Here is a 24,454-nt window from a genome sequence, read left to right as displayed (position 1 = left end):
ACGCGGCTTCGCGGTGGTCGCCGACGAGGTGCGCAACCTGGCCCACCGCGCCCAGGAGTCGGCCCAGCAGATCCAGAAGATGATCGAGGAACTGCAGATCGGCGCCCAGGAAGCGGTCAGCACCATGACCGAGAGTCAGCGCTACAGCCTGGAGAGCGTGGAGATCGCCAACCGTGCCGGCGAACGCCGGAGCAGTGTCACCGGACGGATCGCCGAGATCGCCGGGATGAACCAGTCGGTGGCCACCGCCACCGAGGAGCAGACCGCGGTGGTCGTTTCGCTGAACATGGACATCACCGTGATCAACACCCTCAACCAGGAAGGCGTGGAGAACCTCCAGGCCACCCTGCGCGCCTGCGGCGAGCTGGAAACCCAGGCCGGGCGCCTGCGCCAGCTGGTGGACAGCTTCAAGATCTGAGCACTGCCCGAGCCGTAGCCGAACCGGCGGATAATCGCGCCGCGGCTATCCGCCCTGCCCCCGGCCATTCGTAGGGTGAACAACGCCAACGGCGTTGTTCACCCTTATCCTGCCAGGATGCCTCCCGAGGCATGCCTTCCTCTCCGCCCGCTCCCTCTGCGACCTATTCCCGCGCTGGCTGCCCCGAACGCGCCGGCTCGCGCTTTCTTTCCTAGACTTGAAGCTACCCATGGCTCCCGCACACCGTTCGAACGACTGCCGGCGCCGGTGGTCCACTGAGTGGCAGAAGGAACAAGCTCAACGGAGGAAGGCCCATCGTGCACATCGCCGATATGACCATGTTCTACGCGCCTGCCAGCGGGGGGGTACGCACCTATCTCGAAGCCAAGCATCGCCATCTCTGGCACTATCCCGGCATTCGCCACAGCGTGCTGGTTCCTGGCGCCGGCTATCGCCAGGCGAACGGCATCCACGAGGTGCCGGCGCCGCCGCTGCCATTCGGCAATGGCTACCGCTTCCCTCTCCGTCGCGGCCCCTGGCGCAAGGTGCTGCGCAATCTGCAACCGGACCTGATCGAGGTCGGCGACCCCTACCTCACCGCCTGGGCGGCGCTCGACGCACGGCGTCGGCTGGACGTGCCGGTGATCGGTTTCTACCACTCCGACCTGCCGCTGCTGGTGAGCAATCGCATGGGCGCCTGGCTCGGCACCAACGCGGACAACTACGTCAGCAAGCTGTACGGCCACTTCGACCGGGTCCTGGCCCCCAGCCGGGTGATGGCGGAAAAGCTGATGCGCCTGGGCGTCGCCGACGTGCATGTACAACCGCTGGGCGTCGACCTCGTCACCTTCCATCCGAGCAACCGAGATCCGGGGCTGCGCCAGGAACTCGGCCTGGACGAGGAAACCCGCCTGCTGGTGTTCGCCGGGCGCGGTTCGCGGGAAAAGAACCTGCCGGTACTGCTCGACGCCATCCAGCGCCTCGGCGACGGCTATCACCTGTTGCTGGTGGGTTCCAACATGCCGACCCGGGTACCGCGCAACACCAGCGTGGTCGACCATTTCTGCGACAGCCGCGAAGTCGCCCGCCTGCTGGCGAGCAGCGACGCGCTGCTGCACGCCGGCGACCAGGAGACCTTCGGCCTGGTCGCACTCGAAGCGATGGCCAGCGGCATTCCGGTGGTGGCGGTGCGCGCCGGGGCACTGGCGGAAATAGTCCCGGAGCGTTGCGGCGTGCTCTGCGCGCCGAACAACGGCGACGCCATGGCCTGCGCGGTGCGCGAACTGTTCAGCCACGACGTCGAGCTGCGCGGCCAGCGCGCCCGCCGTCACGTCGAGCGCCAGCATGCCTGGGACGCGGTGGTCGCCGGCCTGCTCCTGCACTACCACGCGGTACTCGGCGACAGCGAGGCGAGGTTCCCGCGCTATGGCTGAACGCAGCCTGCTGCTGGTGTTGCACGACGTGGCCCCGGAAACCTGGCCGGACTACCGGCCCTTCGTCGAGGCCGTGGACGCGCTCGGCCAGGTCCCCATGACCTGGCTGGTAGTGCCCGATTTCCACCATCGCAACCCGTTGGAAGCCGACGAAAAGTTCTGCGAACTGCTCTCGCGGCGGGTGGCCCGGGGTGACGAACTGGCTCTCCACGGCTTCTATCACTACGATGACGCCCCACCACCGCGTACTCCAGGGCAATACTTCATGCGTCGCATCTACACCTGGGAGGGAGAGTTCTATGCCCTCGACCACGCCGAGGCCAAGGCCCGCCTGGCCGCCGGCATCGAACTGTTCCGCCGCCGCGGATGGCCGCTGCACGGTTTCGTCGCGCCGGCCTGGCTGATGAGCGCCGGCACCCGCCAGGCGCTCGGCGAGAGCGGACTGCGCTACACCAGCGACCCGTCCAACCTGTATCGGCTTCCCCACCTGCAACCGATCGAGGCCCCCGGTCTGGTCTGGAGCGCGCGCAGTGCCTGGCGTCGCGGCCTCTCCTGGGCGCTCAGCGAGCAGCGCCGGCGGGCCTGGCGCGCAGCGCCGGTGATCCGCCTCGGACTCCATCCGGTCGACATGCGCCATCGCTTTTCCCGCGAATACTGGCTGCGTACCCTGCGCACCCTGCTGTCCGAGGGGCGCCAGCCGCTGACCAAGATCGACTGGCTGGAGCGCCGCCTCGCCCTGGACCACGCGGCATGAGTCGAGGCTGGTTACTGCTGTTCGGTTTGATCGGTGCCTCGCTGATTCCGCTGGTGCTCGGCGGCAGCGACATGTTCTCGCGCTTGCGCGCCTTCCCGCTGGACAGCCTGCTGCTGATGTTCGGCATGATCGTGGTCTGCTGGTTCATCAACGGCCTGCGCCTGCGGCTGCTGCTCGCCGGGCGCGCCGGCAAGCTCGGGCAGTTGCAGAGCGTCGGCATCATCATGGCCAGCGAATTCGCTTTCTGCGCCACTCCGGGCGGCAGCGGCGGGCCGTTGACCCTGATGGCGCTGCTGGCCCGGCGCGGCCTGCGCCCGGCACAGACCAGCGCGGTGTTCGCGGTCGACCAGTTGGCCGACCTGACGTTCTTCCTCTGCGCCCTCGGCGCGATCCTGATCTATGCCCTCAGCCATTCGCTGAGCCCGAACATGGAATCGAGCCTGATCTTCAGCGCGGTATTCCTGGTCGGCCTGTTCGTCGGCGCGGTAATGCTGATCCGCTACCTGCACCAGGTGATCCGCTTCAACGGGCGGGTTCTGGCGCGGCTCGGCGTGTCATCGCGCAAGCGCCTGCACTGGGGCCGCAAGATCCTGCATTTCCGCATTGCCCTGCACGACAGCCTGCGCCTGCCGAAACGACGCCTGCTGGCGGTCTTCCTTCTCAGCAGTACGCACTGGCTACTGCGCTTCAGCGTGCTCGATCTGACCCTGCGCGGCCTGGGAGTGGATATCCAGTGGGCCTGGACCTTCCTGATCCAGATGGTCTCGCTCAGCGCCGGACAGCTCTCGCTGATCCCCGGCGGCGCCGGCGGCACCGAGCTGACCTCGGCGGCCCTGCTGGCCCCCATGATCGGCAAGTCGACGGCGGCGGCGGCCATCGTCATCTGGCGAGCGGTGACCTTCTATTTCTACCTCGTCGCCGGCGGCCCGGTGTTCGCAGTGCTCGCCGGACGCCCGCTGCTGAAGAAGCTGATCAGCAGTCGCGAGGCTTCTTCCTGAGCGTATCCTCGGCGTCAGCCTCGCCCGTCTCGCTGGCGCTCTCCTGGATACGCCGCCAGAGTTCGGCCGCGCCGGGAAACTCGGTTCCGTCCTCGTCGCCGAGGGCGTCGATGTCGTAACGGCTTGTGCAACCCTCGCCGAGGGTCGGTGGCGGGCTGGCGGTGCCCGCCGACCTGGGATCGCTCATGTTCGTTCCTCCGGGTGCCGGCCCCGGCCGGCATTCCAGGGAAGCCGACTCAGTCGAACACCACCGTCTTGTTGCCGTGTACCAGTACGCGGTCTTCCAGGTGATAGCGCAGTCCGCGCGCGAGCACCAGTTTTTCCACATCCTTGCCCAGCCGCACCATGTCTTCGACGTTGTCGCGGTGAGTGACCCGCACCACGTCCTGCTCGATGATCGGACCGGCATCCAGTTCCTCGGTCACGTAATGGCTGGTCGCGCCGATCAGCTTGACCCCGCGCTTCGACGCCTGGTGATACGGCTTGGCGCCGATGAAGGACGGCAGGAAGCTGTGGTGGATGTTGATCACCTGGTGGGCGTACTTGCGGCACAGGTCCGGCGGCAGGATCTGCATGTAGCGAGCCAGGACGATGCAGTCGGCGCCATGTTCGTCGATCAGCCGGGAAACTTCATCGAAAGCCGGCTGCTTGTCCTGCGGATCGACGGGAACGTGGAAATACGGGATACCGTGCCACTCGACCATGCTGCGCAGGTCGTCGTGGTTGGCGATCACGCAGGGAATCTCGCAGTCCAGTTCGCCGCTGTGCCAGCGGTGCAGCAGATCGGCCAGGCAATGGGACTCCTTGCTGGCCATCAGCACCACGCGCTTCTTCACCTCGGAATCGGTGATCCGCCATTCCATGGAGAATTCGCGGGCGATCGGGGCGAAAGCCTGGCGGAAGCCATCCAGGTCGAACGGCAGAGAGTCGGCACGGATCTCGTGGCGCATGAAGAACCAGCCGTTATCGTTGTCGGAATGATGGCTGGCTTCGGTGATCCAGCCATTGTAGGTGGCCAGGAAGTTACTCACCTTGGCAACGATCCCGACCCCGTCGGGACAGGCGATCACCAGCCGAAAAGTGCGCATGGGTATACTCCAGAAACATCGCGAAAGGCCGCCATTCTAGCGGCATGGCGGGAAAAGTTCAGCCTCGGCGAAGGCCTTTCGACAGGCTGTTGCGCGAGAGAATAAACCCGCACAACAGGGCAATCCCGATGCGGAATTAATTACTTTGAATTTCATCGAGAAAAGTTTTCATCGCGGTTTACTTACAGTTTCGCCCTGACTATTATTGAATCTACTTACATGCCCGCCACCGCCACTCAGCACAGACAAGGTACCTGACATGTCCCTGATCAACGAATATCGCGCCACGGAAGAAGCCATCAAGGAACTTCAGGAGCGCCTGAAGTCCCTGGAACAAGACGACAAACTGAAAAAAGAACTGGAATTCGAAGAGAAGCTGCGCACGCTGATGGGCACTTACCAGAAGTCCCTGCGTGACGTGATTTCCCTGCTCGATCCGGACGCCAAGATCGGCAAGAGCACCCGCACCGCCAAGGCGCCTGCCGGCAAGCGCGCGCGCAAGGTCAAGCAGTACAAGAACCCGCACACCGGCGAAGTCATCGAGACCAAGGGCGGCAACCACAAGACTTTGAAAGAGTGGAAAGCCAAGTGGGGCCCCGAGGCCGTCGAGAGCTGGGCCACCCTGCTCGGCTAAACCAGTCAGTTCCACGAAGAACGCCAGCCCAGTGCTGGCGTTTTTCATTTCCGCCGGATCGTACCGACTCCTCTGCCTGCGTCCTCAAGTCTCCAGCGAATAGCGTTGACGCAGTTCCGCGGCGTAATCGCGCCAGGCCGCAAGTACCGCCGGCAATGTGCCGCCCTGCTCTTGCCGACAAGCCTCCAGCGCCGCCTCGAAGGCCGGCAAAGTATTCGGTGCGCCGTATTCTTCATGGGACAAACGATTGCGGCAGAAGCTTTCCCATTGTTGGCGCTCGTCCACATTTAAAGTTTCCGGGAAATTTCGCGCACGATAGCGGAAGAACAACTCCTGCAAACGGGCATCGTCGAAGGGCCATTGTTCTTTGGCCAATTGCTCCGGTTCGGCAAGGCGCAGCTGTTCACAAAGGCGTCGATCTCGATCGCCAATAAATCCGTCATACAACTGTTGCTCGGGGTCGTCGCTGGCGGAGAAACTTTCTTCGCCATATAGCGCTGTCAGTTTGTCCGCCCAGACGGTTTGATGCTGGCGCAACAGCTCGGCTTTTCGCTGGCACTCCTCGAGTTCGATGCCGGTTCGCTGGCGATCCTCGGCGCGCAATACCGACAGCGGCGCCACCACCGGGCAACGGTTGACCTGGATCTGCTTCAGCGGCACCGGCAACTCGCCCTCGGCCAGTTCGTCGCGACGGGTATACAGGCGCCTGCGCAAGTCTTCGGCCGACAACTCCAGCAGCGGCGCGGGATCGGCGCAGAGGTCGCAGACGATCAGGGCATTGCGGTTGCGCGGGTGCCAGGCCAGCGGCAGGACCACCGAGAGGAAATGGCGCTCCGCGGAAAAGCGTCCGGAGACATGCACCAGCGGCTGCAGCAGGCGCACCTGGTCGAGCACCTTGTGCTTGCTGCGCAATTGGTAGAGGTAATCGTACAGGCGCGGCTGGCGCTGACGGATCAGGCGGGCCAGGGCAATGGTGGCGCGGACATCGGAAAGCGCGTCGTGGGCCTGGCCATGCTCCAGGCCGTTTGCCGCGGTGAGCATTTCCAGCTTCAGCGACAGCCGGCCGTCCAGCTGCGGCCACTGGATGCCCTCCGGGCGCAGGGCATAGGCGGTACGGACCATGTCGATCAGGTCCCAGCGGCTATTGCCGCCTTGCCACTCGCGGGCGTAGGGATCGAAGAAGTTGCGGTACAGGCTGTAGCGCGTCACTTCGTCGTCGAAGCGCAGGGAGTTGTAGCCGGCCACGCAGGTCGCCGGCTGCGCCAGCTGGGCGTGTACCCGGGTCATGAAGTCGGCCTCGGACAGCCCCCGCTCGGCCAGCCGCTGGGGAGTGATGCCGGTGATCAGGCAAGCCATAGGGTGAGGCAGGATATCGTCGCTGGGACGGCAATACAGGTTCATCGGCTCGCCGATCTCGTTCAGCGCCTCGTCCGTGCGGATCCCGGCGATCTGCAACGGCCGGTCGCGGCGAGGGTCGATGCCGGTGGTTTCGTAGTCGTACCAAAAAATACTCGCGTTCACGGTCATTCCCTTTCTGGCGGCACCGGGCAGTCTACCAGTGACTGCCGCGAAGCTCGCGACCCACTTCGGGGATTTCCAGGTTTTCCAACGAACTCACGGAAAGCGCCGTAGGCACAGCCCGCCAGGGCGCGTCAGTGCGCATATCTGCCATCCGAACCTTGCGTTGTCCCCTCCGCCCTCGCTAGCATTCCGCTCGCACGGATGCCCGTTTCACTGACAAGGACAGCACCATGAACGACACCAGCAATCCCTACGCCACCCCCGCCAGCGCCCTGCAACCGACCCAGGCGGTGCCGCCGGTCATCGGCGACTACGACTTCCGCATCGGCGACGTGATCAGCGAAGCCTGGGCCAAGATCAAGGGCGTCAAAGGCATCCTGATCGGCGCCTTCGTGGTCTACAGCGTGGTGATCCAGACCATCACCTTCATCCTCACCCTGCTCTTCGGCGGTATCGGCCTGATGAGCGAGGCCGATCCCATCGCCTTCGCGGTCGGCCAGATGATCGCCAGCCTGGTCGCCACGGCGGTGGGCTACCCGTTCTTCACCGGCCTGACCATGATCGGCATCCGCCGCGCCGCCGACCAGCCGGCGACCTTCAACGAAATGTTCAACTACTTCGGCATGCTGGTGCCGCTGCTGCTCACCGGCCTGCTGATGATGCTGATGGTCTACGTCGGCTTCTTCCTGCTGATCATCCCCGGCCTCTACCTGAGCGTCGCCTACATGCTCGCCCTGCCGCTGGTGGCCGAGCGCGGCCTGACGCCCTGGCAGGCCCTGGAAACCTCGCGCAAGGCCATCAGCCGCCACTGGTTCAAGGTGTTCGGCCTGCTGCTGGTGCTGAGCCTGCTGATGCTGGTGAGCATGATCCCGCTGTTCATCGGCCTGATCTGGACCGGCCCGCTGTTCGTCGTTTCCATGGGTATTCTCTACCGCACCATCTTCGGCGTTCGCCCGCTGGGCAACTGAGGTGCAGACCGGGCCGTCGCGGCGGCCCGGTTGCCTGATGACGCCACGCTGGCTAGCATCTGACTTTCCCCGACACGGCCCCCCGATGCCACCGAACGCAGCCGCCCGCCTCGTCGCGCCCGCCCCCCGGCCAGGCGCCGAGGTCCTCGACACCCACTACCACGTGGAAACGCCGGAAGGCATCGACCTGCTCCTGCGTCCCGCCGGCGTCGTCCCCCGGGCCCTGGCCTATACCATCGACCTCTGCATCCGCGGCCTGATCATGCTGGTGCTGATGCTCGGCCTGGCGTTCCTCGGCAAGCTCGGCGCCGGCCTCGGCCTGCTGCTGACCTTCGTCATGACCTGGTGGTACATGGTCCTCTTCGAGGTGCTCAACCAGGGCCGCTCGCCCGGCAAGCAGATGATGGGACTGCGCGTCGTCCACGACGACGGCACTCCGGTGGGCTGGGCCGCGTCGCTGCTGCGCAACCTGCTGCGCTTCGCCGACATCCTGCCCTTCGGCTACGCCCTCGGTCTGCTCTGTTGCCTGAACCATCCGGCCTTCAAGCGCCTGGGCGACATCGCCGCCGGCACCCTGGTGGTCTACCGCGAACCCGAACTGAGCCGGCCCAGCCTGCCTGACGTCGAGCCGCAACTGCCGCCCTTCCCCATGAGCCTGGAAGAACAGCGCGCCTTCCTCGGTTTCGCCGAACGCGGCGCGGCGCTTTCCTCGGCACGCCGCGAGGAACTGGCGGGCATTCTCGCCGAACCGCTGGGCGTCGAGCCGGTACGCGCCCAGGCCGAGATCAACGGCATCGCCCGCGGCTTTCTCGGCCTGCGTCAGGAGAGCGCATGAAACAGAGCCTCTTCGAACAGCGCCACCAGGCCGCCTGGCAACGCTTCGACAAACGCCTCGCCTTTCTCGAGAAAGGCAAGAAGCTGGAAGGCTCCAGCGACGACTTCGCCGCCGATTACCGGCGCCTCTGCCAGCAACTGGCGCTGGCCCAGGAGCGCGGCTACAGCAGTCACCTGATCGACCAGTTGCAGCAACTGGCGATGCGCGGCCACCAGCAGTTCTACCGGCACCGCAGCCAGCTCGGCAGCCGCACCCTCGGCTTCCTGCTCGCCGGCCTGCCGCGCCTGGTCCGCGAGGAATGGCGCAGCATCGCCGTGGCCAGCCTGCTGTTCTACGGCAGCGCCCTGCTCATGGGGCTGCTGGTCTATCACTTTCCCGACCTGATCTACAGCGTGGTCAGCCCGGACAAGGTCAGCGAGATGGAGTCTATGTACGCCCCGGAAACCACCCGCCTGGGTCCGTTGGGGGCACGCGACACCAGCGACGACTGGGAAATGTTCGGCTTCTACATCATGAACAACATCGGCATCGCCTTTCAGACCTTCGCCAGCGGCGTGCTGCTGGGACTCGGCAGCCTGTTCTTCCTGCTGTTCAATGGCCTGATGATCGGTTCGGTGGCCGGCCACCTGACGCAGATCGGCTACGTGCAGACCTTCTGGCCGTTCGTCATCGGCCACGGCGCGTTCGAACTGACCGCCATCACCTTCGCCGGCGCCGCCGGCCTTAAGCTCGGCTGGGCGCTGCTCGCGCCAGGTCGCCTGACCCGCGGCGAAGCCCTGCGGCTGGCGGCCCGGCGCAGCGTGCAACTGATCGCCGGGGTGATCGTGCTGTTGCTGCTGGCGGCCTTCACCGAGGCCTATTGGTCTTCCATCAGTCATTTCGAGCCGCGGGTGAAGTACGCGGTCGGCGCGGTCCTCTGGCTGCTGGTCGGCAGCTACTTCCTGTTCGCCGGACGGAGCCGCCATGCGCCTGACTGACGCCAGCGTGGCGATTCGACCGCGCAGCGCCTGGGAAGCGCTCGACCTCGGCATCCTCCTGGCGCATCGCCATGCGCGCCTGCTGATGGGCAGTTGGGCGTTGCTGACCCTGCCGCTGTTCGCCGTGCTCAGCCTCCTGCTGTGGCAGCATCCGACCCTGGCGATCCTGATCTTCTGGTGGCTCAAGCCGGCCTTCGAACGACTGCCGCTGTACATTCTCTCGCACGCCCTGTTCGGCGATACGCCAACCCTGAAGCAGGCCCTGCGCGCCTATCCCGCCCTGCTGAGGAAACAGTTGCCGGCCAGCCTGCTGTGGCGCCGCTTCAGTCCGACGCGCAGCTTCGACCTGCCGGTCCTGCAACTGGAAGGGCTCGCCGGGGAGCCCCGCAGCCAGCGCCTGATCGTATTGTCCCAGCGCAACGCCGGCGGCGCGACCTGGCTGACCGTGGTCGGCGTGCACCTGGAAATGGCGCTCTGGGCCGGCTTCGCCATGCTTCTCTACCTGCTGATCCCGGCGCAGAACGAGATCGACTGGAACTGGCAGAGCCTGCTCGACCCGGAAGCCGGCGAGTGGCTCTGGCTGGAGCACCTCTCGAACCTGCTCTACGTCCTGGTGCTGGTAGTCTGGGAGCCGATCTACGTGGCCTGCGGCTTCACCCTCTACCTGAACCGGCGCACCGAACTGGAGGCCTGGGACATCGAGCTGGTGTTCCGCCGCCTGCGCCAGCGTCTGGTCGGCAGCGCCTATGTCCTGCTGCTCGGCCTGGCCGCTTCGCTGGCCTGGCTGCCCGCCCCTTCCGCCTACGCCGAGCCGGCGGCCGCCGCCAGCGCCGCCAGCGCCGGCGACGCCGAGCTGCCGCCCGAGCAGGCCCGCCTGCTGCGGCAGAAACTCAACAGCGAACAGGCCGGCAAGCAGATCCGGGCGATCGTCGACGGCGCGCCGTTCAAGAACAGCGAGACCGTTACGGGCTGGCGCTTCGGCGACAAGACCGAGAAAAAGGACAGCCGCAAGGAGGACGAAGAGCGGCTCAAGGCATTCTTCGAGGCCCTGGCCAACTGGGTGCCGTTCCGTCACGCGGCGCAGGTCATCGAAGTGCTGCTCTGGGCTCTGCTGTTCAGCGCGGTGTTCCTGCTGGTCTGGCGCTACCGAGAATGGCTGCGCCTGTTCGTCGGCAACCTGGGCTTGCCGCAACGGGCCCGCCGCGAAGCGCCGACGGTGATGTTCGGCCTCGATCTCAGTCCGGAAAGCCTGCCCGACGACATCGCCGGCAACGCCGAACGGCTCTGGAACGAGAAACCACGGGAAGCCCTCGGCCTGCTCTACCGCGGGCTGCTCAGCCGACTGCTGCATGACTACCGCCTGCCGTTGAAGGGCTCCCATACCGAGGGCGAGGTCCTGCGCCTGGTCGAAGGACTGGAGCAACAACGGCCGCTGCTGCACTACAGCCAACTGCTGACCGCCCAATGGCAGGCGCTCGCCTACGGCCACCGGCTGCCGGCCGACGACGCTCGCCAGCGCCTCTGCGATGGCTGGCGCAGCCTTTTCGCCGCGGGAGCCAAGCCATGATGAGCCGGCGCGCGCGCTTCCTGTTGCTTGCCGTGCTCCTGCTGCTGGCCGGGCTGCTGGCGATCTTCCTGGCCAGCCGCCTGCAACCCTATACGGAGACGATCGACCTCGGCCCATCGCCGGAGGCCCGGCGCAATCCCTACCTGGCCGCCGAACTGTTCCTGCGCAAGCAGGGGGTCACGGTGAGCCGCGCCGACGGCCTTGAGGTCCTCAAGGAACTGCCGCCCTCCGGGCATACCCTGCTCCTGCTCGGCAGCCGCTCCGGCATGACTCCCGGCCAGGCGCGCCGCCTGCTGCAATGGAGCGAGCAGGGCGGGCATCTGGTGCTGATCGCCGAACGCCTGTGGGACGAGGACGAGAAGAAGAGCGGCGACCTGCTGCTCGACAGCCTGGATATCCGCCAGTACCTGACCGAGGACTTCGACGACAGCCAGGACCGGGCCAGAGAGGAAACCGCCGACGCCGACGCCGACGCCGACGAAGGTAGCGTCGACGACCATGCGACCGAAGCGCCGCCGGAGGAAGCCGCCGGCGAGGAAGAAGAGCCCGCCGACAGCGTGCCGGACTATTCCGCACTGACCCGCCTGTACCTGGAAAACGAGCGCTCGCCGGCCTACATCGGCTTCGATCCCGACTACCACCTCTACGATCCGCAGAACCACGCCTACGCCTGGGCCAACAGCGGCGACGCCACCCACCTGTTGCAGATGCAGCACGGCAAGGGCCTGGTCACGGTGCTCACCGACGCCTGGATCTGGCAGAACCGCAACATCGAGCAGTACGACAACGCCTGGCTGCTCTGGTACCTGACCCAGGACAACCAGGTGACCCTGCTCTACCGCGCCGAACGCGACAGCCTCGCCACCCTGCTCGCCCGCCACTTCCCCGAGGCCCTGGCGGCAGCGCTGCTGCTGTTGCTCGCTGGCCTGTGGCGCGCAGGGCTGCGCCAGGGTCCCTTGCAGCCGGTGGCCAGCCGTTCGCGCCGGCAACTGGAGGAACACCTGCGCGCCGGCGCCGACTTCCTCCTCCGCCAGCGCGGCCACGTCGCCTTGCTGCACGGTCTGCAACGCGACATCCTGCGCAGGGCGCGGCGTCGCCACCCCGGTTTCGAACAGCTCGGCGTCGCCGAGCAATGGCAGATCCTCGGTCGCATGACCCGCCTGCCACCCAGCGCCATCAGCCAGGCCATGCGCCCATATCCGGCGCAGCGCCTTTCCGCTGCCGACTTCACCCGCCAGGTCGCCCACCTGCAAAGCCTCAGGAATGCCCTATGAGCGAACAGACGCCCGAACAACCGAGCACCGCGCCCAACCCGGCGCTCCAGCGCCAGCGCGCCAGCCAGCTGGCCCAGGCCCTGCGCAGCGAACTGCAGAAAGCCCTGATTGGCCAGGGCGCGGTGATCGACGATGTGCTCACCGCGTTGCTCGCCGGCGGCCACGTGTTGGTGGAAGGCGTGCCGGGGCTCGGCAAGACCCTGCTGGTACGCGCCCTGGCGCGCTGCTTCGACGGCGGCTTCGCGCGCATCCAGTTCACCCCCGACCTGATGCCCAGCGACGTCACCGGCCACGCCGTATACGACCTCGCCAGCGAGCAGTTCAAGCTGCGCAAGGGGCCGGTGTTCACCCACCTGCTGCTGGCGGACGAGATCAACCGCGCGCCGGCCAAGACCCAGGCCGCCCTCCTGGAAGTGATGCAGGAGCGCCAGGTCACCCTGGAAGGACGCGCCCTGCCGGTGCCGCAGCCGTTCATGGTGCTGGCGACGCAGAACCCGATCGAGCAGGAAGGCACCTATCCGCTGCCGGAAGCCGAACTCGACCGCTTCATGCTCAAGCTGCGCATCGATTACCCGGCCGAAGCCGAGGAACAGACCCTGGTGCGCCAGGTGACCCGCTCCGCGCGCAGCGACATGCTCGACGTGGCCAACCTGCGGCCGCTGCTGAAGGACAAAGACGTTCTCGCCCTGCAGCGGATCGCCAGCGACCTGCCGATCGACGACCAGGTCCTCGACTATGCCGTGCGCCTGGCCCGCACCACCCGCAACTGGCCGGGCCTGGCCCTCGGCGCCGGACCTCGCGCGTCGATCGCCCTGGTCCGTTGCGGCCGGGCGCGGGCGCTGTTGCGCGGCGGCGAGTTCGTGGTGCCGGACGACATCAAGGGCTGTGCCCTGGCGGTCCTGCGCCATCGGGTCCGGCTGTCTCCGGAGCTGGACATCGAGGGGCTGTCGGTGGACCAGGTCCTGCAACAGTTGCTCGACCAGGTACCGGCCCCCCGCGTATGAAGCCATCGCGCGCCCTGCTGGCGCTGTTCGCCGCGCTCCTGCTGCTGGCCATCGGCCTGGGCAGCCTGTCGGCGCTCGGCCAGCGGTTGCCTGCGCAACTGCATACATTCTGGTGGGCGGTGCTCGCCGCGCTGCTCCTGCTCGGCCTGCTGGACGCCCTGTGGGCGCGCCGCCAGGCGGTGCCGAAGCTGAGCCGCCAGCTCAGCGGCAACCTGCCGCTGGGGCGCTGGAGCGAAGTGCGCCTGCATCTGCAGCACACCTATCGGCGTCCGGTTCGCCTGACCCTGTTCGATCACCTGCCGGCCGGCATGGATTTCGAGTACCTGCCGCAGGAGGTCGAACTGCGCCCGGGCGAAAGCACCGAGGTCGGCTACCGGGTGCGGCCGCTCAACCGCGGTCACTTCGTGTTTCCCCGCTGCGAGCTGGAACTGCCCAGCCCGCTGCGCCTGTGGCGGCAGCGCCGCTACCTGGAAGCACGTGGCGAGACCCGCGTCTACCCGGACTTCGCCCGCCTCTACGGCGCCGAACTGATGGCGGTCGACCACTGGCTCAACCAGATCGGCGTACGCGGCGGCCAGCGCCGCGGCCTCGGCCTGGAGTTCCACCAGTTGCGCGAATTCCGCGACGGCGACACCCTGCGCCAGATCGACTGGAAGGCCACCGCTCGCAAACGCACGCCGATCGCCCGCGAATACCAGGACGAACGCGACCAGCAGATCCTCTTCCTGCTCGACTGCGGCCGCCGCATGCGCAGCCAGGACGGCGACCTGTCGCACTTCGACCATGCCCTCAACGCCAGCCTGCTGCTGGCCTACGTGGCCCTGCGCCAGGGCGATGCGGTGGGCGCCATGACCTTCGCCGGCGACGACCGCCGGCACCTCCCGCCGGGCAAGGGCAGCGCCCAGCTCGGCGCGCTGCTCAACACCGTCTACGACCTGCAGACCAGCCAGCGTCCCGCCGACTTCCCGGAAGCCGTGCAGGCGGTGCTGTCCCGCCAGCGGCGGCGGGCCCTGGTGATCCTGGTGACCAACCTGCGCGACGAGGACGACGAAGAACTGCTCGGCGCGGTGAAACGCCTGGGCCGCCAACACCGGGTGCTGGTCGCCAGCCTGCGCGAGGAAGTGCTCGACACCCTGCGCCAGGAGCCGGTCGCCCGCTACGAGCAGGCGCTCGCCTACACCGGCACCATCGACTACCTGAATGCGCGCAACGGCCTCCACGAGAAGCTCGCGGCCCACGGCGTGCCAGTGCTCGATGCGCGTCCCAGCGAACTCGGGCCGGAGCTGATCAGCCGCTACCTGGGCTGGAAGCGCGCCGGCGTGCTTTGACGGATCAGACCGACTGCGGCTGGCGGGGGAAGCTGAAGTAGCGGCGCAGCGCCTCCACCAGTTCGAGGAATTCGGCGGGCGGCGCCAGCAGGTGGAAGCCGGAATCGAAATGACCGGGCGTGACGTCCTCGCAGGTCCACCGGCAGTCGGCGGAAAAATCGATGCATTGCGGGCGACCGCCCAGTCCCGGAACCTTCAGGCGCAGTTCGAAACGCGCGCCGACCAGCATCGGCAGTTGGCTGATCAGCAGCAGGCCGTCCTCGGAGACGTTGCCGATGTAGCCCATCGGCTTGTCGGTGATGCGATTGAACACCTTCAGGTAGCTGGGCAACTGATGGCGCTGGATATGTCGTTGAAGACCCATAATGGCATTTCGCTATGATTTGCAGTCCAGTATGACGATGCCGGCGCTCGGGGAACAAGCTCAGCGGCAGCGTTCGGACTCCCGCGAGGCCAGTTCGCGACGAATGGCGTCCAGCTCGGCATCGCTCAGGTAAACCGGCCCGCCGCCGGCGTCCTGCCGATAGAAGCGGCCGCCGCGTTCGAGCTGGGACAACTGTTGCCGCAAGCGCCCGCATTCCTCGGCCAGCGCAGCCTGGCGCTGGCCGGCACGTTCGGCGGCGGCGGTGCGTTCCTCGCGACGAGCATCGAAATACTCCTGGGTGCGCTGCTCGCGCTGGCGGGTCGCGGCGTCACGTTCCACCACCTGCGGCCTGACTTCGACGCGTTGCGCGCCGGCCGGTGGCGTGGCGGAGAAGTGTACCTTGCCCTGGGCATCGGTCCAGCGATAGATGTCCGCCTGTGCCAGCACGGGCATCAGGGCGACACAGAACCACAGGGCACGCATGCGAACCTCCTCCGTGAAATCCAGGACGAAGCTTACCGGATCGACCGGGGTCCCATGCGACCGACGGTCAGCCTGAACGCCCGTCCAGTCTCCCGGCCGCCTACAGGCGGGTCGGCACGGCGCTGGCCGAGGCCGGCGTCTCATTCAGCCGGCCCAGCTGGCGCAAGGTCTCCAGCCGCGCCTTGGCACGGTAGGCATATTCGCTGGTGGGGTAACGGGCGATGATGAAGTGGTAGGTCTGCGCCGCGTCGACGAACAGGCTCTGGCGTTCCAGGCACTGGCCGCGCAGCAGCGAGATTTCCGGCTGCAGGTAGGGCCGCGCGCGAATCCGCCGTTCGGCCCGCGACAGGTCGAGCATCACCTGTGCGCAATCGCCTTTGTCGTAGGCGCGGTAGGCCCCGTTCAGGTCGCTGTTCAGCGACCAGCTGTTACAACCGGTGGCACTCAGCGCCAGGCAGGCAACGATCAAGCTTCGCATAGGCATATCCTCCGTTGGGAACTGTATCGGCGCGTATTGGCGTGACTGAAGGGCCTGACTAGACTGGGGTGGCTCTCGCCCTGGCGCCAAGGAGATGCCATGCGCTTCGCCCGCCGTCTCGTCCTGCTCCCATTGTTGTCGCTGCTGGCCGCCTGTTCGCCGACCACGCCGCTGTTCGTCGCCCAGGTGACCACTGGCGAAGTCGCCGAATACAAGCAGATGAAGAGCAACCGCATGACCGCCGCCATCGAGGAGGAAGGCGACCTGCTGACCTACAGCGCCATGGCGATCCGCGACAACAGGAGCGCCGAGGCGGAGAAGCTCTACCTCACCGGCTACGACAATAGCCGCTACAGCGCCGAGGTGCGCGGTATCTCGCTGTACCAGATCGGCCTGATCTACATGAGCCGCTACAACGACCAGCGCGACGACGCCAAGGCCACCGACTACTTCCAGCGCGTGGTCCGCGAGTTCCCCGGCACCCACGCCGCCGAGCATGCCCAGGCGCGCCTGCTGGCGATGCGCCAGCGAGCCAGGGAGCCGGTGCAGAAGAGCGCCCGCGAATTGCTCGCCACCTGGAAGCCGCAGCAGAACCTCGACCTCTACAAGACCAGCCTCGACCCGGACATGACCCTGCTGTCGCGCCGCGCGGTGCTCAAGGATCGCGTCGACGAAGCCGCCGAGCTCTACCTGCTGGCGGTCAACGATCCGGCGATTCCTGCCGGTATAAAGGAAAAGGCCCTCTACCAGCTCGGCCTGATGTACCTGGCGCCGGACAACCCGCACCCGAACCGCGACAAGGCCATCGAATACCTGCGCCGCCAGTTGCTCGACTATCCTGAAGGCGAATTGTCGAACAAGGCCAGCCGGCACCTCGACCAGGCGCTCAACGTGCAACCTCGCTGATCCCCGCCGGACTGACCCAGATCAAGCGCCCGTCGCGGCGCCTGGTCTGCAATGGCATTCCCGCCCAGTGCCAGGAGCGTTGCCATGAACCTGCATAACCTGCTGGTGGTCGTCGACCCGAGCAGCGACGAACAGCCGGCCCTTACCCGTGCCCAGTGGATCGCCGAACGCAGCGGCGCCAGCGTCGAGTTGCTGCTGTGCGACTTCAACCCGGCGCTGGACGGCGGGCTGTTCTTCGACAGTCACTCGCTGCAGCGTGCCCGCGACCTTTACCTGGACGAACGGGTCACCTGGCTGGAGCAGCTTTCCATGCCGCTGCAGCAGGCCGGCATCCGCACTCAGGTCGAGGCCCAGTGGGGCAAGCCGCTGGACCGGATGGTCCTGCAACGGGTCGGCGAAACCCGGCCCGACCTGGTCCTCAAGAGCACCCGCAAGCACAACCTGCTGCGCCGCCTGCTACTGGGCAACAGCGACTGGCAATTGATCCGCCACTGCCCGCAGCCGCTCTGGCTGGTCCATCACGACGCCTGGCGCGGCCAGCGCCTGTGCGCGGCGCTCGACCCGCTGCATGCCAGCGACAAGCCGGCCGCCCTCGATCACCGGCTGATCGCCGCCGCCCGCCAGCTCGAAGCCAGCCTGGGGCTGCGCGCCGACTACCTGCATACCCACGCGGCGATGCCGCGCAGCCTGCTGTTCGACGCGGAAATGCTCGCCGGCTACGAGCGTTTCGTGCTGCAACATGAGGAACGTCACCGCCAGGCCTTCGACGACCTGCTGGCAGCCTACCCGGAGATCGCCGCGGAGCGCCGCCACCTGCTGGCCGGCTATGCCGAGCAGGCGATCCCCGACTTCGTCCGGGCCAACGACATCGACCTGCTGCTGATGGGCGCGGTCGCCCGGGGGCACCTGGACAACGCGCTGATCGGGCAAACCGCCGAACGCGTCCTGGAGGAGGTGGAATGCGACCTGCTGGTGCTCAAACCGACAAATGACATCTGATGCAGATAGTATGACTCCGCAGTCGCCGCCGAGCCTCGCCGGTGGTAGCCTGCACGCCAGCGTTATCCAAGGAGTCCTTTGCATGTCCGTTCGCCGCACCAAAATCGTCGCCACCCTCGGCCCAGCCAGCAATTCCCCGGAAGTGCTGGAGCAACTGATCCTGGCCGGGATCGACGTCGCCCGCCTCAACTTCTCCCACGGCACCCCCGATGAACACCGCGCCCGCGCCAGGCTGGTGCGCGAACTGGCGGCCAAGCACGGCCGCTTCGTCGCCCTGCTCGGCGACCTGCAAGGACCGAAGATCCGCATCGCCAAGTTCGCCAACAAGCGCATCGAATTGCAGGTCGGCGACAAGTTCCGCTTCTCCACCAGCCACGCCCGCGACGCCGGTACCCAGGAAGTGGTCGGCATCGACTACCCGGACCTGGTGAAGGACTGCGGGGTCGGCGATGAACTGCTGCTGGACGACGGCCGGGTGGTGATGGTGGTCGAGGAAGTCGCCGCCGACGAACTGCGCTGCCGGGTGCTGATCGGCGGCCCGCTGTCCGACCACAAGGGCATCAACCGCCGCGGCGGCGGTCTCACCGCGCCGGCGCTGACCGACAAGGACAAGGCCGACATCAAGCTGGCCGCGGACATGGACCTGGACTACGTGGCCGTTTCCTTCCCGCGCGACGCCAAGGACATGGAATACGCCCGCCGCCTGCTCACCGAGGCCGGAGGCAAGGCCTGGCTGGTGGCCAAGATCGAGCGCGCCGAGGCGGTCGCCGACGACGACGCCCTCGACGGCCTGATTCGTGCCAGCGACGCGGTGATGGTGGCCCGTGGCGACCTCGGCGTGGAAATCGGCGATGCCGAGCTGGTCGGCATCCAGAAGAAGATCATCCTGCACGCTCGCCGCAACAATAAAGTGGTGATCACCGCGACCCAGATGATGGAGTCGATGATCCACAGCCCGATGCCGACCCGCGCGGAAGTCTCCGACGTGGCCAACGCCGTGCTCGACTACACCGACGCGGTGATGCTCTCGGCGGAAAGCGCCGCCGGCGAGTACCCGGTGGAAGCGGTGAAAGCCATGGCCCGCGTCTGCCAGGGCGCCGAGAAGCACCCGACCAGCCAGAAATCCAGCCACCGCCTCGGCCAGACCTTCGACCGCTGCGACGAGAGCATCGCCCTGGCGTCGATGTACACGGCCAACCACTTCCCGGGGATCAAGGCGATCATCTGCCTGACCGAAAGCGGCTTCACCCCGCTGATCATGTCGCGCATCCGCTCGTCGGTACCGATCTACGCCTACTCCCCGCACCGCGAGACCCAGGCTCGCGTGGCGATGTTCCGCGGCGTGGAAACCATCCCCTTCGACCCGGCGGCGCTGCCGGCGGAGAAGGTCAGCCAGGCCGCGGTCGACGAGTTGCTCAAGCGCGGCGTGGTGACCAAGGGCGACTGGGTGATCCTGACCAAGGGCGACAGCTACACCGCCCAGGGCGGCACCAACACCATGAAGGTGCTGCACGTCGGCGACCTGCTGGTATAAGCGCACGTCGCGGCGGATAACGCCCGTGGCGTTATCCGCCCTACGGACCGGCGCTCCGCTAACTCAACGTGGTGTAGGGCGAATAACCGCTACGCGGTTATCCGCCGTTTCAGCCGCATCGCGGCGAATAACGCCTGGGGCGTTATCCGCCCTACGGATCGTCGCTCCGCTGGCCCAACAGCGGTGTGCTCAGGCGAACCTGGAGAAATCCGGCTGGCGCCGGTGCATGAAGGCGCTGAGCGCCTCGATCGCCTCGGGCGAGCGCAGTCGGGTACTGAAGATATCGCCTTCCTCGGCGATCACCCGGCGAAGCTCCTCGATAAACGGCGCTTTCATCAGGCGCTTGCTCTCCACTACCGCCGAGGGCGCCAGGTGCAGGAAGCGCCGGGCCGCATCGCGGGCGTGCTCCAGCACCGTGGCGCCATCCTCCAGCGCCGCATTGGCCAGGCCCCAGGCCGCCGCCTGCTCGCCGCTGAAGTCCTGGCCAAGCATCAGCAATTCCGCAGCCCTGGCATGACCGAGCATGCGCGGCAGGATCAGGCTCGAGCCGAACTCCGGTGTCAGGCCGAGGTTGACGAACGGCATCTTCAATCGCGCGTTGCGACCAACGAAGACCAGATCGCAATGCAGCAGCAGGGTGGTGCCGATACCCACCGCCGGTCCGTTCACCGCGGCGATCACCGGCTTGGGGAATTCCAGCAGGGCGCTCATGAAGCGGCCGACCGGGCTGTCGCGCAGGGATGGCGGTTGTTCGAGGAAGTCGAGGATGTCGTTGCCGCTGGTGAAGCAGGCATCGCCGCCAGTGATCAGCACTACCCGCACAGCCGTATCGGCCTGCGCCTCCAGCAGCGCCTCGGCCATCCGGCTGTACATCGCGCGGGTCAGCGCGTTCTTCTTGTCCTGGCGGTCCAGGCGCAGGGTCAGCAGCCCTGTTTCGCGTTCGACCCGAATCAGCTCGCTCATCGTCACTCCAGGGATGCGGCGCAAGGCCGCGGCAATGACTGCAAGGCACCGCCACCGGCGCCGCGTCAGGCGTGGGGCAGGAACAGGTCCGCCAGGGTCTGGCTACGCGGTACGCCGGCCAGGTAGAGATGCCGGGCGAAGCGTTCGACGCTGACGGGTTGGCCGCAGAGTAAGGCCATGCTGCGCCGCGGAACAAGGCGGAGATCGGCCAAGGCAGAGGGCAACTGCGCCGCCGACACCAGGTTGACGCGCAGTTGCGGATGACGCCCGGCCAACTCCGCCAACTCGCTCGCCAGGTAGTGGTCGCGCGCCAGGTGCAGCAGCTGGATCGGCGCCTGGTGTTCCGCGCGCAAGGCTTCGCGAAGTATCCCCCAGAGCGGCGCCAGCCCGGTGCCGGCGGCCATCAGCAACAGCGGTCGCTCCTGCCAGTCCGGCTCGTAGCGCAACGCCCCGCCGCGCAACTCGCCCAGACGCAGGAGCGCGCCAGGCGCCAGGCGCCGGGCGCGGTCGCAGAACGCGCCGGGAGCGCTACAGTCGATGTGGAACTCCAGCCATGGGTCCTCGTGAGGCAGGCTGGCCAGCGAATAGGGACGCGCCACGCCATCGTCGCTCCACAGCAGCAGGTGCTGCCCGGCGCGATAGCGCAAGGGCCGCTCCGGCTCCAGGCGCAGGCGCAGCACATCGCCCAGCCAGTGGCAGGCGACGACCCTGGCCGGCAGCCCGTCGCGCTCAGGATCGAAAGGCTGCAACATGAGGTCGCCGAGCACCCGGCACTGACAGGCCAGCCGCCAGCCCGCTTCGCGCCGTACCGGATCGAGCGCCTCCGGGAGGGTGTCTTCCACCTCGCCCTGCAGGCAATGCACCAGGCAGGCGTGGCAACTGCCGGCGCGGCAGCTATGGGGCACGGCGATGCCGCCGGCGAGCAGCGCATCCAGCAGGTTGCTGCCGGCGGCGACGGCAAGGCGTCGCTCGCCGACCCGTATGTCAGGCACTGGTGACCTCCCAGGTGGCGTCGCAGCGGTTTCGTCCGCCACGCTTGGCACGGTAGAGCGCCTGGTCGGCCCGCTGCAAGGCCTCGTCGAGATCGTCGTCGGCATACAGCAGGGTCATGCCCACCGAAAGGCTCAGGGTATCCACCGTGACCCCGACCGGTTCCGCCTGTTCGAACGCCAGGCGCAGGCGTTCGCAACAGCTTTCCAGCTGTTCCGCGTCGGCGTGGGGCAGCAGCAGGACGAACTCCTCGCCGCCGTAACGGGCCAGGACGTCGCCATCGCGCAGACAGGAACGCGCCACCGCGGCGAAGGTCTGCAGGACCCGATCGCCGGCGGCGTGGCCGTGGCGGTCGTTGATCCGCTTGAAGTGATCGAGGTCGATCAGCGCCAGGCCGTGCTGCCGGTTCGGCAGCAGGTCTTCCAGCGCCCGACTGGCCAGGCGCATGAAATGCCGGCGGTTGAACAGCCCGGTGAGTTCGTCGGTGGCCACCAGGTCTTCCAGTTGGCGCATCATGCCGCGCAGCGTGTCCTGGTGCGCCTGCAAGGCATAGCGGCGCTGGCGCATGCGTTGCCGCATCGCCTGTATGTAGCTGGCGAACAGGCTCAGCCAGACCATTACGATGAACATCACGAGCACCTGCAATGCAGCCCGGCCCGGCAGCTCGAGACGCTGCTGCAAGGCCTCTACCAGGTAGATGCCGGAAAAAGCGATGAACGCCAGCGCCGCACAGCGGGCGAAGACCCGCGGCGGCAGTTGGAACACGCCGAACAGCAGGGCCAGCACGTAGAACACCATGAAGGTGCCGCGCAGGCTGTCGACGTGATAGAGGAAATAGGTCAGCCAGGCGATCGCCACCAGCACCTGCGGCTCGGTCAGGCTGGGATCGGCGTAACGCAGGTTGCGACCGCTGGCGAACAGCCAGAGGAAGGCCAGTTGGCAAGCCACCACCAGGGTGGTGCTGGCTGCCGCGGTGGTCGGCGCTGCGCGGTAGAAGCCGCTGAGTAGCGCCAGCCAGAGCAGGACCAGGCCGAGCAGGTAGGTGCCTGCGGCCATGCCGAACCGGCGGAGCAAGAGCTTTTGCAGCGCACGCTGTTTCAGAGGAGGCTTGTCTGTGCGCATGGGCTCCGTCCCGTAATGGCACCTGGCCGCAATGTACCCTGCCCCCTGCGGGTTGCCTAGTCGAACGAACTGCCAGCTAGCGGACCGCGGATTTATCGGCCGACCAGCCGGCTGGCCGACCAAGGTCTGATCGTCGGCGCGTGCGCCCGTCTCGCCGGAACGGCTATACTGTCGCGCCTTTTTTGCGCCGGTGCCTGACCGGCGCGCTCCTCGGCTGCGGCCGGCTCCGTGACCCTGCCCCGCATCCGAATTACCCGCCTGAAGAGGACCGTGCTCCATGGCCGTGATCAAGCAAGACGACCTGATCCAGAGCGTCGCCGATGCCCTGCAGTTCATCTCCTACTACCACCCGGTCGATTTCATCCAGGCCATGCATGAGGCCTACCTGCGCGAAGAATCGCCGGCTGCCCGCGACTCCATGGCGCAGATCCTGATCAACTCGCGCATGTGCGCCACCGGCCACCGCCCGATCTGCCAGGACACCGGGATCGTCACGGTGTTCGTCCGGGTCGGCATGGACGTGCGCTGGGACGGCGCTACCATGAGCGTCGACGATATGATCAACGAAGGCGTGCGCCGCGCCTACAACCTGCCGGAGAACGTCCTGCGCGCCTCGATCCTGGCCGACCCGGCCGGCGCGCGGAAGAACACCAAGGACAACACGCCGGCGGTGATCCACTACTCCATCGTTCCCGGCGACAAGGTCGAAGTCGATGTCGCGGCCAAGGGCGGCGGCTCGGAGAACAAGTCGAAGATGGCCATGCTCAACCCGTCCGACTCGATCGTCGACTGGGTGCTGAAGACCGTACCGACCATGGGCGCCGGCTGGTGCCCGCCGGGCATGCTCGGCATCGGCATCGGCGGCACCGCGGAGAAAGCAGCAGTGATGGCGAAGGAAGTCCTCATGGACCCGATCGACATCCACGAACTGAAGGCCCGCGGCCCGCAGAACCGCATCGAGGAACTGCGCCTGGAGCTGTTCGAGAAGGTCAACCAGCTGGGCATCGGTGCCCAGGGTCTGGGCGGCCTGACCACCGTGCTCGACGTCAAGATCATGGACTACCCGACCCACGCCGCCTCGCTGCCGGTGTGCATGATCCCCAACTGCGCCGCGACCCGCCACGCCCACTTCGTGCTCGACGGCTCCGGCCCCGCCGAACTGGAAGCGCCGTCGCTCGACGCCTACCCGGAGATCGTCTGGGAAGCCGGCCCGTCCGCGCGCCGCGTCGACCTGGACAAGATCACCCCGGAAGAGGTGCAAAGCTGGAAACCGGGCGAGACCCTGCTGCTCAACGGCAAGATGCTCACCGGCCGCGACGCCGCGCACAAGCGCATGGTCGACATGCTGAACAAGGGCGAAACGCTGCCGGTGGACCTGAAAGGCCGCTTCATCTATTACGTCGGCCCGGTCGATCCGGTCGGCGACGAGGTGGTCGGCCCGGCCGGTCCCACCACCGCCACCCGGATGGACAAGTTCACCCGCCAGATCCTCGAACAGACCGGCCTGCTGGGCATGATCGGCAAGTCCGAGCGCGGTCCCATCGCCATCGAGGCGATCAAGGACAACAAGGCGGTATATCTGATGGCCGTCGGCGGCGCCGCCTACCTGGTCGCCCAGGCAATCAAGAAGTCCAAGGTGCTGGCCTTCGCCGAACTGGGCATGGAAGCGATCTACGAGTTCGAGGTGAAGGACATGCCGGTCACCGTCGCGGTTGACACCAACGGCGAGTCGGTGCACATCACCGGCCCGGCGGTCTGGCAGAAGAAGATCGCCGAAAGCCTGGCGGTCGAGGTCAAGTAAGCCTGCTCCGTCCCT

Annotated in this window: 25 protein-coding genes; 16 read left to right on the top strand and 9 right to left on the bottom strand. The window is 66.9% G+C overall.

Features of this window, described 5'->3' with window-relative positions:
* The 4 genes from LT948_RS19605 to LT948_RS19590 all read left to right on the top strand — a co-directional run.
* On the top strand, positions 1–418 hold a 418-nt coding region (locus tag LT948_RS19605; protein ID WP_232197112.1), incomplete at its 5' end, for a methyl-accepting chemotaxis protein.
* A gap of 317 nt (positions 419–735) precedes the next feature.
* On the top strand, positions 736–1,851 hold the full coding sequence (locus tag LT948_RS19600) for a glycosyltransferase family 4 protein (protein ID WP_003110035.1): 1,116 nt from the start codon (positions 736–738) through the stop codon (positions 1,849–1,851).
* Positions 1,844–2,605: a DUF2334 domain-containing protein gene (locus tag LT948_RS19595; RefSeq protein ID WP_003093883.1), complete on the top strand. Its 762-nt coding sequence runs from the start codon at positions 1,844–1,846 to the stop codon at positions 2,603–2,605. The genes LT948_RS19600 and LT948_RS19595 overlap by 8 nt, the downstream gene beginning before the upstream one ends.
* The gene (locus LT948_RS19590) at positions 2,602–3,603 is read left to right on the top strand and encodes a lysylphosphatidylglycerol synthase transmembrane domain-containing protein (protein WP_003093885.1); all 1,002 of its coding nucleotides are present in this window, start codon (positions 2,602–2,604) and stop codon (positions 3,601–3,603) included. The genes LT948_RS19595 and LT948_RS19590 overlap by 4 nt, the downstream gene beginning before the upstream one ends.
* Here the strand turns inward: LT948_RS19590 and LT948_RS19585 are convergent.
* Complete coding sequence (locus LT948_RS19585; RefSeq protein WP_003101176.1) at positions 3,578–3,790, bottom strand: hypothetical protein; 213 nt, start codon at positions 3,788–3,790, stop codon at positions 3,578–3,580. The two genes, LT948_RS19590 and LT948_RS19585, sit on opposite strands and share 26 nt — an antisense overlap.
* A gap of 49 nt (positions 3,791–3,839) precedes the next feature.
* Entirely contained in the window at positions 3,840–4,691 is an 852-nt protein-coding gene (gene purU / locus LT948_RS19580; protein ID WP_003101174.1) for a formyltetrahydrofolate deformylase, read from the bottom strand.
* 259 nt (positions 4,692–4,950) lie between these two features.
* Here purU and mvaT point away from each other — a divergent pair, with 259 nt between their 5' ends.
* Positions 4,951–5,325 carry a histone-like nucleoid-structuring protein MvaT gene (mvaT, locus tag LT948_RS19575; protein WP_003093888.1) on the top strand — a complete coding sequence of 125 codons (375 nt, stop codon included), beginning with the start codon at positions 4,951–4,953 and terminating at the stop codon, positions 5,323–5,325.
* A gap of 84 nt (positions 5,326–5,409) precedes the next feature.
* Here mvaT and sbcB read toward each other — a convergent pair whose 3' ends face one another.
* Positions 5,410–6,852: an exodeoxyribonuclease I gene (gene sbcB / locus LT948_RS19570; RefSeq protein WP_009878058.1), complete on the bottom strand. Its 1,443-nt coding sequence runs from the start codon at positions 6,850–6,852 to the stop codon at positions 5,410–5,412.
* A gap of 224 nt (positions 6,853–7,076) precedes the next feature.
* Here sbcB and LT948_RS19565 point away from each other — a divergent pair, with 224 nt between their 5' ends.
* The 7 genes from LT948_RS19565 to LT948_RS19535 are packed head-to-tail and all read left to right on the top strand — an operon-like array spanning position 7,077 to position 14,799.
* Positions 7,077–7,814, top strand: a complete 738-nt coding sequence (locus LT948_RS19565) for a hypothetical protein (RefSeq protein ID WP_003101171.1) — start codon at positions 7,077–7,079, stop codon at positions 7,812–7,814.
* Positions 7,815–7,851: 37 nt separating this feature from the next.
* Positions 7,852–8,649, top strand: coding sequence for an RDD family protein (locus LT948_RS19560; protein WP_003134638.1), 798 nt, complete (start codon positions 7,852–7,854; stop codon positions 8,647–8,649).
* Positions 8,646–9,626, top strand: coding sequence for a stage II sporulation protein M (locus tag LT948_RS19555; RefSeq protein WP_023092832.1), 981 nt, complete (start codon positions 8,646–8,648; stop codon positions 9,624–9,626). The genes LT948_RS19560 and LT948_RS19555 overlap by 4 nt, the downstream gene beginning before the upstream one ends.
* Positions 9,613–11,193 carry a DUF4129 domain-containing protein gene (locus tag LT948_RS19550; RefSeq protein WP_023092833.1) on the top strand — a complete coding sequence of 527 codons (1,581 nt, stop codon included), beginning with the start codon at positions 9,613–9,615 and terminating at the stop codon, positions 11,191–11,193. The genes LT948_RS19555 and LT948_RS19550 overlap by 14 nt, the downstream gene beginning before the upstream one ends.
* Positions 11,190–12,467: a DUF4350 domain-containing protein gene (locus tag LT948_RS19545; protein WP_031636616.1), complete on the top strand. Its 1,278-nt coding sequence runs from the start codon at positions 11,190–11,192 to the stop codon at positions 12,465–12,467. The genes LT948_RS19550 and LT948_RS19545 overlap by 4 nt, the downstream gene beginning before the upstream one ends.
* Positions 12,464–13,471: an AAA family ATPase gene (locus LT948_RS19540; RefSeq protein WP_003093896.1), complete on the top strand. Its 1,008-nt coding sequence runs from the start codon at positions 12,464–12,466 to the stop codon at positions 13,469–13,471. The genes LT948_RS19545 and LT948_RS19540 overlap by 4 nt, the downstream gene beginning before the upstream one ends.
* On the top strand, positions 13,468–14,799 hold the full coding sequence (locus LT948_RS19535; RefSeq protein ID WP_033991154.1) for a DUF58 domain-containing protein: 1,332 nt from the start codon (positions 13,468–13,470) through the stop codon (positions 14,797–14,799). The genes LT948_RS19540 and LT948_RS19535 overlap by 4 nt, the downstream gene beginning before the upstream one ends.
* A gap of 4 nt (positions 14,800–14,803) precedes the next feature.
* Here LT948_RS19535 and LT948_RS19530 read toward each other — a convergent pair whose 3' ends face one another.
* The 3 genes from LT948_RS19530 to LT948_RS19520 form a co-directional block, all read right to left on the bottom strand.
* Positions 14,804–15,163: a PilZ domain-containing protein gene (locus LT948_RS19530; RefSeq protein ID WP_003093898.1), complete on the bottom strand. Its 360-nt coding sequence runs from the start codon at positions 15,161–15,163 to the stop codon at positions 14,804–14,806.
* A 60-nt stretch (positions 15,164–15,223) separates the two neighbouring features.
* The gene (locus tag LT948_RS19525) at positions 15,224–15,646 is read right to left on the bottom strand and encodes a DUF4124 domain-containing protein (protein ID WP_003093901.1); all 423 of its coding nucleotides are present in this window, start codon (positions 15,644–15,646) and stop codon (positions 15,224–15,226) included.
* A gap of 100 nt (positions 15,647–15,746) precedes the next feature.
* Complete coding sequence (locus LT948_RS19520) at positions 15,747–16,130, bottom strand: tetratricopeptide repeat protein (RefSeq protein WP_003141224.1); 384 nt, start codon at positions 16,128–16,130, stop codon at positions 15,747–15,749.
* Positions 16,131–16,223: 93 nt separating this feature from the next.
* Between LT948_RS19520 and LT948_RS19515 the strand changes: the two genes are divergently transcribed.
* From LT948_RS19515 to pyk, 3 genes are all read left to right on the top strand, one after another.
* The gene (locus LT948_RS19515) at positions 16,224–17,030 is read left to right on the top strand and encodes a tetratricopeptide repeat protein (protein ID WP_003093924.1); all 807 of its coding nucleotides are present in this window, start codon (positions 16,224–16,226) and stop codon (positions 17,028–17,030) included.
* Positions 17,031–17,114: 84 nt separating this feature from the next.
* Positions 17,115–18,029 (top strand): universal stress protein, encoded by a 915-nt coding sequence (locus LT948_RS19510; RefSeq protein WP_003093926.1) that lies wholly within the window; start codon positions 17,115–17,117, stop codon positions 18,027–18,029.
* An 82-nt stretch (positions 18,030–18,111) separates the two neighbouring features.
* Positions 18,112–19,563 (top strand): pyruvate kinase, encoded by a 1,452-nt coding sequence (gene pyk, locus LT948_RS19505; RefSeq protein WP_003093930.1) that lies wholly within the window; start codon positions 18,112–18,114, stop codon positions 19,561–19,563.
* 189 nt (positions 19,564–19,752) lie between these two features.
* Here the strand turns inward: pyk and LT948_RS19500 are convergent, their stop codons facing one another.
* The 3 genes from LT948_RS19500 to LT948_RS19490 all read right to left on the bottom strand — a co-directional run bounded on the left by LT948_RS19500 (position 19,753) and on the right by LT948_RS19490 (position 22,638).
* Positions 19,753–20,526 carry an enoyl-CoA hydratase gene (locus LT948_RS19500; protein WP_003110043.1) on the bottom strand — a complete coding sequence of 258 codons (774 nt, stop codon included), beginning with the start codon at positions 20,524–20,526 and terminating at the stop codon, positions 19,753–19,755.
* 65 nt (positions 20,527–20,591) lie between these two features.
* The gene (locus tag LT948_RS19495; protein WP_033991153.1) at positions 20,592–21,518 is read right to left on the bottom strand and encodes an iron-sulfur-binding ferredoxin reductase; all 927 of its coding nucleotides are present in this window, start codon (positions 21,516–21,518) and stop codon (positions 20,592–20,594) included.
* Complete coding sequence (locus LT948_RS19490) at positions 21,511–22,638, bottom strand: GGDEF domain-containing protein (protein WP_003093937.1); 1,128 nt, start codon at positions 22,636–22,638, stop codon at positions 21,511–21,513. The genes LT948_RS19495 and LT948_RS19490 overlap by 8 nt, the downstream gene beginning before the upstream one ends.
* Before the next feature lie 277 nt (positions 22,639–22,915).
* Between LT948_RS19490 and LT948_RS19485 the strand changes: the two genes are divergently transcribed.
* Complete coding sequence (locus tag LT948_RS19485) at positions 22,916–24,439, top strand: fumarate hydratase (protein ID WP_003093938.1); 1,524 nt, start codon at positions 22,916–22,918, stop codon at positions 24,437–24,439.
* Positions 24,440–24,454 lie beyond the last annotated feature (15 nt).

Source organism: Pseudomonas sp. CP-1 (assembly GCF_021213715.1).
Taxonomy (GTDB): domain Bacteria; phylum Pseudomonadota; class Gammaproteobacteria; order Pseudomonadales; family Pseudomonadaceae; genus Pseudomonas; species Pseudomonas aeruginosa.
Note: the sequence above shows the minus strand (reverse complement) of the source record. Positions and strands in the feature narration are given on the sequence as shown.

Bases quoted from the DNA above. Each gene is read 5' to 3' on its own strand.
- LT948_RS19525 (WP_003093901.1), bottom strand. From the start codon at position 15,646: ATGCGTGCCCTGTGGTTCTGTGTCGCCCTGATGCCCGTGCTGGCACAG.
- LT948_RS19585 (WP_003101176.1), bottom strand. From the start codon at position 3,790: ATGAGCGATCCCAGGTCGGCGGGCACCGCCAGCCCGCCACCGACCCTC.
- LT948_RS19485 (WP_003093938.1), top strand. From the start codon at position 22,916: ATGGCCGTGATCAAGCAAGACGACCTGATCCAGAGCGTCGCCGATGCC.
- LT948_RS19555 (WP_023092832.1), top strand. From the start codon at position 8,646: ATGAAACAGAGCCTCTTCGAACAGCGCCACCAGGCCGCCTGGCAACGC.
- LT948_RS19490 (WP_003093937.1), bottom strand. From the start codon at position 22,638: ATGCGCACAGACAAGCCTCCTCTGAAACAGCGTGCGCTGCAAAAGCTC.
- LT948_RS19515 (WP_003093924.1), top strand. From the start codon at position 16,224: ATGCGCTTCGCCCGCCGTCTCGTCCTGCTCCCATTGTTGTCGCTGCTG.
- pyk (WP_003093930.1), top strand. From the start codon at position 18,112: ATGTCCGTTCGCCGCACCAAAATCGTCGCCACCCTCGGCCCAGCCAGC.
- sbcB (WP_009878058.1), bottom strand. From the start codon at position 6,852: ATGACCGTGAACGCGAGTATTTTTTGGTACGACTACGAAACCACCGGC.
- LT948_RS19595 (WP_003093883.1), top strand. From the start codon at position 1,844: ATGGCTGAACGCAGCCTGCTGCTGGTGTTGCACGACGTGGCCCCGGAA.
- LT948_RS19560 (WP_003134638.1), top strand. From the start codon at position 7,852: ATGACGCCACGCTGGCTAGCATCTGACTTTCCCCGACACGGCCCCCCG.
- LT948_RS19540 (WP_003093896.1), top strand. From the start codon at position 12,464: ATGAGCGAACAGACGCCCGAACAACCGAGCACCGCGCCCAACCCGGCG.
- LT948_RS19545 (WP_031636616.1), top strand. From the start codon at position 11,190: ATGATGAGCCGGCGCGCGCGCTTCCTGTTGCTTGCCGTGCTCCTGCTG.
- LT948_RS19530 (WP_003093898.1), bottom strand. From the start codon at position 15,163: ATGGGTCTTCAACGACATATCCAGCGCCATCAGTTGCCCAGCTACCTG.
- LT948_RS19520 (WP_003141224.1), bottom strand. From the start codon at position 16,130: ATGCCTATGCGAAGCTTGATCGTTGCCTGCCTGGCGCTGAGTGCCACC.
- mvaT (WP_003093888.1), top strand. From the start codon at position 4,951: ATGTCCCTGATCAACGAATATCGCGCCACGGAAGAAGCCATCAAGGAA.
- LT948_RS19535 (WP_033991154.1), top strand. From the start codon at position 13,468: ATGAAGCCATCGCGCGCCCTGCTGGCGCTGTTCGCCGCGCTCCTGCTG.
- purU (WP_003101174.1), bottom strand. From the start codon at position 4,691: ATGCGCACTTTTCGGCTGGTGATCGCCTGTCCCGACGGGGTCGGGATC.
- LT948_RS19510 (WP_003093926.1), top strand. From the start codon at position 17,115: ATGAACCTGCATAACCTGCTGGTGGTCGTCGACCCGAGCAGCGACGAA.
- LT948_RS19565 (WP_003101171.1), top strand. From the start codon at position 7,077: ATGAACGACACCAGCAATCCCTACGCCACCCCCGCCAGCGCCCTGCAA.
- LT948_RS19500 (WP_003110043.1), bottom strand. From the start codon at position 20,526: ATGAGCGAGCTGATTCGGGTCGAACGCGAAACAGGGCTGCTGACCCTG.
- LT948_RS19590 (WP_003093885.1), top strand. From the start codon at position 2,602: ATGAGTCGAGGCTGGTTACTGCTGTTCGGTTTGATCGGTGCCTCGCTG.
- LT948_RS19550 (WP_023092833.1), top strand. From the start codon at position 9,613: ATGCGCCTGACTGACGCCAGCGTGGCGATTCGACCGCGCAGCGCCTGG.